Here is an 8800-nt window from a genome sequence, read left to right as displayed (position 1 = left end):
GGTTGATACCTACAGAAGAAACTTCTTGAAGCTCTTTCTCTTTACCTTCTTCCTTAGCAAGAACCCAAGGTGCTTTTTCGTCGATGTATTGGTTCGCTTTATCTGCTAGTGCCGTAACTTCACGGATAGCGCGGCTAAACTCACGAGTTTCGTATAGCTGACCGATACGCTCAGCGGCTGCTACGAATTCGTTGTAAAGCTCTGGCTCTGCAAATTCAGCAGAAAGCTTACCTTCGAAGCGCTTAGTAATGAAACCAGCGTTACGAGAAGCAAGGTTAACAATCTTGTTTACAACATCCGCGTTTACACGTTGAGTGAAGTCTTCAAGGTTAAGGTCCAAGTCATCAATACGGCTGTTTAGTTTTGCAGCGTAGTAGTAACGTAGGCACTCAGGGTCTAGGTGGTTTAAGTAAGTGCTTGCTTTGATGAATGTCCCTTTAGACTTAGACATCTTCGCGCCATTTACTGTCACGTAACCGTGTACGAATACGTTGTTTGGCTTACGGAAGCCTGAACCTTCAAGCATTGCAGGCCAGAATAGGCTGTGGAAGTAAACAATGTCTTTACCGATGAAGTGGTAAAGCTCTGTAGTACTGTCTTTTTTCCAGTATTCATTGAAGTCTAGGTCATCACGCTTGTCACATAGGTTTTTGAACGAACCCATGTAGCCGATTGGTGCATCTAGCCAAACGTAGAAGAACTTGTCTTTTTCGCCTGGGATTTCGAAACCGAAGTAAGGTGCGTCACGAGAGATGTCCCACTGTTGTAGGCCAGACTCAAACCACTCTTGCATTTTGTTTGCAGTTTCAGTTTGTAGAGAGCCAGAACGCGTCCACTCTTTTAGCATGCTTTCAAATTGAGGCAGGTCAAAGAAGAAGTGCTCAGAATCTTTCATTACTGGAGTCGCACCAGAAACTGCTGATTTAGGGTTAATCAGTTCAGTTGGGCTGTATGTCTCACCACAGTTGTCACAGTTATCACCGTATTGATCTTCTGACTTACATTTAGGGCAAGAACCCTTTACGAAACGGTCTGGTAGGAACATTTCTTTTTCAGGGTCAAAAAGCTGAGAGATCGTGCGGCTAGAAATAAAGCCGTTCTTTTTAAGCTCTAGGTAGATGTGAGAAGCTAATTCACGGTTCTCTTCACTGTGAGTGCTGTGGTAGTTATCAAAGCTGATATCAAAACCTGCGAAGTCTTTTTGATGCTCTTCACTTACAGCAGCGATCATCTCTTCTGGTGTGATACCCATCTGTTGTGCTTTCAGCATGATTGGCGTGCCGTGAGCATCGTCAGCACAGATGAAGTTTACAGTGTTACCACGTAGACGCTGGTAGCGAACCCAGATATCAGCTTGAATATGCTCAAGCATATGACCAAGGTGAATAGAGCCGTTAGCGTACGGAAGTGCACATGTTACCAAAAGTTTTCTTGGATCAGTTGCCATACTTAATATTTCGCTTTGTTAATGGGTATTAATTTGATTGCCAATACTACTTGATAACGCATTCGACGCCAAGAAGTGAGCGCGCTGATTGCCCTAGTTTTTTTAGGGTTCTGTCTGGACTGACACGGTGGTAGCATAAATAAAAAAGGAGTGTCCATGCGTACGTTTTCATCTAAGCAAGATTTCTGTGATTGGCTCAATCAATTTGAGCACCCAAATCTCATCCCAGAGTGGGCCAATTCTCCTGGTATCGTGAAGGTACTTGCAAATGGTCAGTTTGAAATAATCCTTCCTTTCGCTGCTAATGAGTTGAATGAACAGTTAACTCAATGGTTAGGTAAGCAAATCGACGATGGTCAAGTTGCTAAGTTTGAATTTTCAATTCAAGTTAAACCTGCTTCGTTAGAAACGACGGTAGATTCTAAACTTCGTGGCGTAAAAAACGTGATAGCGGTGACTTCGGGTAAAGGCGGGGTTGGTAAATCGACCACAGCTGTGAACTTAGCACTTGCGATTGCAGGTTCTGGGGCAAAGGTCGGTTTACTTGACGCGGATATTTATGGTCCTTCCGTACCTATGATGCTGGGCAAAGTTGATGCTAAGCCTGAAGTTGAAGATAACAAGTGGATGAGGCCAATTGAAGCTCACGGCATTTTTACGCATTCGATCGGCTATTTGGTTTCACAAGATGAAGCTGCGGTATGGCGTGGTCCCATGGCATCTAAAGCGCTTGGACAATTAATTAATGAAACGCTATGGCCTGAACTCGATTATTTGATTATTGATATGCCACCTGGAACAGGGGATATCCAGCTTACGCTTTCACAGCAAATTCCAGTTACCGGCGCGCTAGTGGTGACAACCCCGCAAGATTTAGCATTGGCGGACGCTCGTAAAGGCGTAGCCATGTTCGATAAGGTCGAAGTGCCAGTGACGGGTTTAGTGGAGAATATGAGCTACCACATATGCAGTAGTTGCGGTAACAAAGAGCATATTTTTGGTGCTGGTGGTGCTCAGTCTATGTCGCAAGAATATGGTTTGGATATTCTTGCTCAAATACCGCTGCATATCGATATGAGAGAAGATATTGATGCGGGAACTCCCACGGTGGTTAAGCGCCCAGAAAGTACTCACTCAGCGTTATATATGGAATTAGCTGAAAGAGTGTGCAGTAAGATGTACTGGCAAGGGAAAGCAAAGCCTGAATCGATAAGTTTTACTATGCTTTAATCTGGGCTTATTAGTGCGCAAACGATTGTCTTGGCTAAATATATTACTAATCTATTATTAGCGGAAATTTACTACGCTGTTGACTAGTATCTAATATCTTTAGCCCCTATAATCAGGCGGTTTATCTATTCCCACCACCAAACCATATCGGGTGCAAAATTAATGTCTGATAATAATCAATGTGTCATCGTAGGTATCGCTGGCGCTTCAGCTTCAGGAAAAAGTCTGATTGCTAGTACAATTTATAATGAATTGCGCGAAAAAGTTGGCGACCATCAAATTGGTGTTATCACGGAAGATTGCTACTACAGCGACCAAAGCCACTTGAGCATGGAAGAGCGTGTAAAAACGAACTACGATCACCCAAATGCACTAGATCATGATTTACTATGTGAACACCTACAGCAGCTAATGAGTGGCAATGCAGTAGAGGTTCCAGAGTACAGTTACACTGAGCATACGCGTACCGCTGAAACGACTACACTTACACCTAAGAAAGTGATCATTTTAGAAGGTATTCTGCTACTTACTGACCCGCGTCTGCGTAACTTAATGCACGCAAGTGTATTTATGGATACGCCATTAGACATCTGTTTGTTACGTCGTGTTAAGCGTGATGTTGAAGAGCGTGGCCGTACTATGGACACTGTGCTTAAGCAATATCAAGAAACAGTACGTCCGATGTTCATGCAGTTTATCGAGCCTTCTAAACAATACGCGGACATCATTGTTCCTCGTGGCGGGAAAAACCGCATCGCAATTGATGTGTTAAAAGCTCATATTGCAAAACTTTTAAAGTCGTAACGCTTTAATTAGACTTTATTTTTTATGAGATAAGTGGCACTTTAGGTGCCACTTTCTTTTTAGACTTCATGCAAGGATTACGCTAATGAAGAAACTGTTTCTTTTCATTGCTGTGCCAGTATTTGCTGTTGTAGCTGCGGTATTAGCACTCGTCTTATTGGTTAACCCTAATCAATTCAAGCCTCTTATTATTGAACAAGCCCAGAAAAATACGGGTTTAGAACTTGTTATTGATGGCGATATTAGCTGGAAGTTTTTCCCTTCTATTGGTTTTAGCCTCGGTAAAACCGAATTAAAAAACCCTCAAGGTTTTAGCCAACCAAACCTTTTTAAAGTGGACTCCGTAGGTGTAGACGTATCGGTTGTACCACTATTTAGTAATCAGCTTGAAATTGGCAACATTACCTTGGATGGTGCTGAATTTTACCTAGAGACGTTAAAAAACGGTTCTAAAAATATTGATGCGTTAAGCCAGCCGTCTAAAGAAGCTCCTGCCGTTGTTAATGAACAGAAGACAAGCTCTAACTCGCAGCAAACTGCTCAAACAAGTGACGTTGAAAGTAGTCAGTCGGCTAACTCTGGATGGACGATAAACCTTGCGGGTGTGACAATCTCTAACGCTGCACTTGAAATACAGGACCACCAGGCGGGTAGTTTAACTCAGCTGCATGATGTATCGCTGAGCTTGTCTGAGTTTGCTATTGAACAATGGACGACAGCGACTTTTTCTGTAAAAGGCAAAAATAACCAACAGAACTTTGCAGCCGATGGACAAGCGGATTTTAAACTCTCAAAGGGTTTTGCAGAATATGCATTGCGTAATATTGATTTTGAAGCGAGCTTTAATGACCCGTCTACTCAAATAAATTCTGCGAAGATCGCGTTAGATAGTTTTGAGTTTGACCAGGTTGGTAACTTAACATATGCCGTTGCTGGTAATGCCGCGGGTCTAAAGCTTGATATGAATGGTTCTGGTGAACTATTGGTAGATAAAGCTATCTCAATGGTTAAATTAGACGCGTTGACACTGGATGCAACTTTTGAAGGCGATACTCTTCCTCAATCTCCAATGAAAGTCGATATGGCGTCTGACCTAAGTTTTGACTTAACCCAAAGCCATTTATCTTTTGTATTAGAGAAGCTAACAGCAAACGCAATCCAATTAGATGGTAAAGCTGACGTTACTTTAGCTGATATCCCTAAAGTTCGTTTTGTTTTGAATAGTCCAAATATTGATTTAGATGAATTCTTGGGGTTGGGTAAAGAAGCGGAAGTAGCTTCTGCTCCTGCTGATACATCAGGTTCAGCATCCACAACTAAACCAAGCACAAAGCAAGCCGCACCACAGAAAGAAGTTGAACCAGACCTTTCTGCGTTAAAGGGTCTCGATGTTAAAGGTAAAATCACGATTGATAAGTTTAAGGCAAATAATGCTCGAATGCAGAATGTTGCTACCGCGTTTTCAGTCAACCGGGGTATTGCTGAACTGACGTCATTTAAATCGAACCTTTATAGTGGCTCTATCTCAGCAACAGCGAAGCTAGATGCCCGTAAATCTCCAGCTACGTATACCGCGAAGAAACGTATTAAAGGGGTGAAAGTTCAACCTTTACTTAAAGATGTTGCTGGTAACGATCAACTGGAAGGCACTGGTAATATTGATGTCGACATTAAAGGGAAAAGCTTAACGCCAACAGGTATTAAGAAGAACCTTGTTGGTACTGTCGTTATTAACTTTGAAGATGGTGCTGTAAACGGTATTAATGTCGCTCAATTGATTCGAGAGAATTACGCTAAAATTAAAGGCGAGAAAATCGACGATGTTGAAGGTGTCCAGAAAACCGACTTTAGTGCAATGAAAGCGACGCTTAAAGTGAACAAAGGTTGGGTCTCAACTAATGACTTGTCTATGCAATCTCCATTATTACGAATTACTGGTGATGGTAAGGCTAACTTCATTAATGAAACCGTAGATTTCCTAGTAAGAACATCGATTGTCGGTTCGTTAAAAGGTCAGGGCGGTAAAAGTATCGATGATCTAAAAGATGTGACGATCCCAATTCAGATTACAGGTGCTTGGGCTGAACCTAAGTTTAAACTGGTATTCGATGACGTTCTTAAACAAAAAGCGAACAAGGAAATTGATCGTGGACTTAAGAAGCTTGACGAAAAGTTAGGCGACAAAATTAAGGACGAGAAAACGAAAGAAGCAGTTAATGGCTTATTAAAAGGTCTATTTAACTAGCTTGGCTTAATTAAATACGGTGAGTCCGAAAACAAAAGGGATAGCTATTGAGCTATCCCTTTTTTGTATGGTGTGCAACTGTTCGAAGTATCCAGCGACTACCAATCAACGCCCTGTAACGCTTTTACGCCAGATTCAAAGGCGTGTTTCACATTACGGACTTCAGATACTGTATCAGCCATCTCAGTAAGCGTACGGTGCGCTCCTCGGCCTGTAATAATCACGGACTGCATCTTAGGGCGATTGTTTAGAGCTTCAACAACTTCATCTAGTTCGATATATCCATAACTCACCATATACGTTAGCTCGTCGAACAAAATAACATCCAACGATTCGTCGGCTAGCATACGTTTACATTCTTTCCAAATACGTTGTGCGGCTTCAATATCTTTAGTTTTGTCTTGGGTTTCCCATGTAAAACCAGTTCCCATGACTTGGAATTCAACATCCAGCTTTTGGAGGACGTTCTTTTCGCCGTTATCCCAAGTTCCTTTAACAAACTGAGCGACTGCACACTTTTTACCGTGTCCTACTGCGCGTGTAATGGTGCCGAAGCCAGAGGTAGACTTGCCTTTGCCATTTCCTGTAATCACCAGTAGAAGGCCTTTCACTTCTTGTGCTGCAGCAACGCGAGCATCGACTTGTTCTTTAACTTTTTGTTGTCGTGCTTTATGGCGCTGCTCTTTATTATCTTCAGTCGACATGTTCAATCCTTTTATTTGTGATTACGCGTATCATAGCTTAACTTAACCCTTGCAAAAACCTTCTAGGAACAGGTGATTAAGAATGAAAAAGATACTCGTAGTCTGTATGGGAAATATTTGCCGTTCGCCAACTGGAGAGGCGGTATTGAGAAAGAAGGCCCAAGAGTTAGGTATTAAGGTTAGTGTGGACTCAGCCGGAACAATAGGCTACCACGAAGGTAACCCGCCAGATCCAAGATCTAAAGCTGCTGGTGAAGCAAGAGGGTATAGCTTTAAAGGGATTCGTTCTCGTAAAGTCACGCATCATGACTTTGAAGAGTTTGACTTAATCCTTGCTGCAGATAACGCGAACTTATCGGATTTAAAATCACAGTGCCCTGAACATTTAACGTATAAGTTGAATTTGTTTTTGAGCTTTGGGAGCGCCAACTATGAAGAAGTGCCGGATCCATATTATGGAGAGGGAGGTGGCTTTGAATTGGTATTAGATCTCATAGAAGAGTCTAGCGAAGCAATACTACGCCAATTTAAGTAGCGCAATTTAMCAAATGTATTAGATACAAAAATGCCGACAATATATGTCGGCATTTTTAATTTTTCACTTTGAAGCTACTCAATGTACAGCGATGAGACTTCAAGCATGGCTAAGATTACTTAGACATTACTTTGTATACTGGATCTTCAGCTACGTTTGCTTCAACTAAGCTGCCAGCTTTATGTAGCATGGTTACGCAATCTTGGCTTAGGTGGCGAAGATGTAATGTTTTACCCAGTGCCGCATAACGTTCAGCGATAGTATCAATAGCTTCAATTGCTGAGTGGTCTGTAACGCGTGAGCTTGCGAAATCAACGATAACGTCTTGCGGGTCATCATGTGAGTTGAATAGCTCTAGGAAGTTAGCAGTCGAGCCAAAGAAGATCGGACCGTTAATTTTGTATACTTTCGAGCCTTCTGCATTTACTGATGTATCTGCGTAAATGTGCTTAGCGTGTTGCCATGCGAACATAAGCGCAGAGGTGATAACACCTACAAATACAGCAACCGCTAGGTCAGTCATTACAGTAACAACGGTTACTAGAACGATAACGAAGAAGTCTTGCTTTGGCACACGACGAGCAAGTTTGAACGTTGCCCACTCAAATGTACCGATAACAACCATGAACATTACACCAACTAGCGCTGCTAGAGGAATCATTTCGATCAGTGCTGAACCGAATAGAATGAACATTAGTAATGCTACTGCAGCAACTATGCCTGAAAGACGACCACGACCACCTGAGTTTACGTTGATCATCGATTGACCGATCATCGCACAGCCACCCATAGCACCAAATACTGAACAAGTTACGTTAGCCATACCTTGACCAACACATTCACGGTTAGATTGACCACGAGTGTTCGTCATCTCATCAAGTACAGTCAGAGTTAGTAGAGATTCAATCAACCCAATTGCTGCAAGAATAATTGCGTACGGTAGGATGATGTGAAGAGTCTCAAACGAAAACGGTACAGAAGGAATAGAGAATGTTGGCAGTGAACCAGCAAGCGTTGCTGCTTCGTCACCAGACATAGTACGTAGGAAATCGACTACAGTACGAGTTTCTAGATCCAGACCTACAACCAAAGCAGTTACCGTTACAATCGCTACAAGAGACGAAGGTACAGCCGTTGTGATCTTTGGTAGGAAGTGAATGATAGCCATTGTTAAAGCAACAAGGCCTAGCATTAACGTCATTTGGCCTGTTGGTAACCATGTAAGAGCACCTGATACGTCAGGGGCTTTGAACTGTCCAAGCTGTGCTAAGAAGATAACAATCGCTAAGCCGTTTACAAAACCAATCATTACTGGGTGTGGAACGATACGGATAAACTTACCAAGCTTAAATAGGCCAGCAGTGATCTGTAGAATACCCGCTAACATTACTGCTGCAAAAAGGTATTGGACACCGTGAGTCGCTACTAGGCTCACCATTACAACAGCCATTGCGCCAGTTGCACCAGAGATCATGCCTGGGCGGCCACCGAAGATTGAAGTAATGAAACCAACGATAAATGCAGCGTAAAGGCCAACCATAGGGTCAACACCAGCTACGAAAGCGAATGCTACAGCTTCAGGTACAAGAGCTAGTGCTACTGTAAGACCTGAAAGCACGTCATTCTTTACAGAGTGCTTTGAAAATTGTGGGAATTCGAACATGTTTGCTCAGCTATACTAAAAATGGATTTACCGACACGAGTATATTGCTTTGCTAAACAGTGGTGGAAAAGAGCTGCAATTGCTAAGTGTCGAACAAATAAGTGCGCGAATGCTACCCAAAAATGTGATTAAGTTCAAGGTTGAACACTATTTTGAGCAATATATCTAATAT

Annotated in this window: 7 protein-coding genes; 4 read left to right on the top strand and 3 right to left on the bottom strand. The window is 42.4% G+C overall.

Going from position 1 to position 8800, the window contains the following annotated elements:
• On the bottom strand, positions 1 to 1447 hold a 1447-nt coding region (gene metG / locus L4C33_RS16670; RefSeq protein WP_428813539.1), incomplete at its 3' end, for a methionine--tRNA ligase.
• A gap of 156 nt (positions 1448 to 1603) precedes the next feature.
• Between metG and apbC the strand changes: the two genes are divergently transcribed.
• The 3 genes from apbC to L4C33_RS16655 all read left to right on the top strand — a co-directional run bounded on the left by apbC (position 1604) and on the right by L4C33_RS16655 (position 5726).
• Positions 1604 to 2677: an iron-sulfur cluster carrier protein ApbC gene (gene apbC / locus L4C33_RS16665; protein WP_428813538.1), complete on the top strand. Its 1074-nt coding sequence runs from the start codon at positions 1604 to 1606 to the stop codon at positions 2675 to 2677.
• 162 nt (positions 2678 to 2839) lie between these two features.
• Positions 2840 to 3481 carry a uridine kinase gene (gene udk / locus L4C33_RS16660; protein ID WP_428813537.1) on the top strand — a complete coding sequence of 214 codons (642 nt, stop codon included), beginning with the start codon at positions 2840 to 2842 and terminating at the stop codon, positions 3479 to 3481.
• A gap of 85 nt (positions 3482 to 3566) precedes the next feature.
• Positions 3567 to 5726 carry an AsmA family protein gene (locus tag L4C33_RS16655; protein ID WP_428813536.1) on the top strand — a complete coding sequence of 720 codons (2160 nt, stop codon included), beginning with the start codon at positions 3567 to 3569 and terminating at the stop codon, positions 5724 to 5726.
• Positions 5727 to 5824: 98 nt separating this feature from the next.
• On the opposite strand, the gene cobO is transcribed toward L4C33_RS16655, so the two are convergent.
• Positions 5825 to 6430, bottom strand: coding sequence for a cob(I)yrinic acid a,c-diamide adenosyltransferase (gene cobO, locus L4C33_RS16650; RefSeq protein WP_428813535.1), 606 nt, complete (start codon positions 6428 to 6430; stop codon positions 5825 to 5827).
• Positions 6431 to 6512: 82 nt separating this feature from the next.
• Here cobO and L4C33_RS16645 point away from each other — a divergent pair, with 82 nt between their 5' ends.
• Complete coding sequence (locus L4C33_RS16645; protein ID WP_428813534.1) at positions 6513 to 6965, top strand: low molecular weight protein-tyrosine-phosphatase; 453 nt, start codon at positions 6513 to 6515, stop codon at positions 6963 to 6965.
• A 115-nt stretch (positions 6966 to 7080) separates the two neighbouring features.
• Here L4C33_RS16645 and L4C33_RS16640 read toward each other — a convergent pair whose 3' ends face one another.
• On the bottom strand, positions 7081 to 8628 hold the full coding sequence (locus tag L4C33_RS16640; protein ID WP_428813533.1) for a SulP family inorganic anion transporter: 1548 nt from the start codon (positions 8626 to 8628) through the stop codon (positions 7081 to 7083).
• Between the last annotated feature and the right edge of the window lie 172 nt (positions 8629 to 8800).

The sequence above is a fragment of the Vibrio makurazakiensis genome, from assembly GCF_050337375.1.
Lineage (GTDB): Bacteria > Pseudomonadota > Gammaproteobacteria > Enterobacterales > Vibrionaceae > Vibrio > Vibrio makurazakiensis.
Note: the sequence above shows the minus strand (reverse complement) of the source record. Positions and strands in the feature narration are given on the sequence as shown.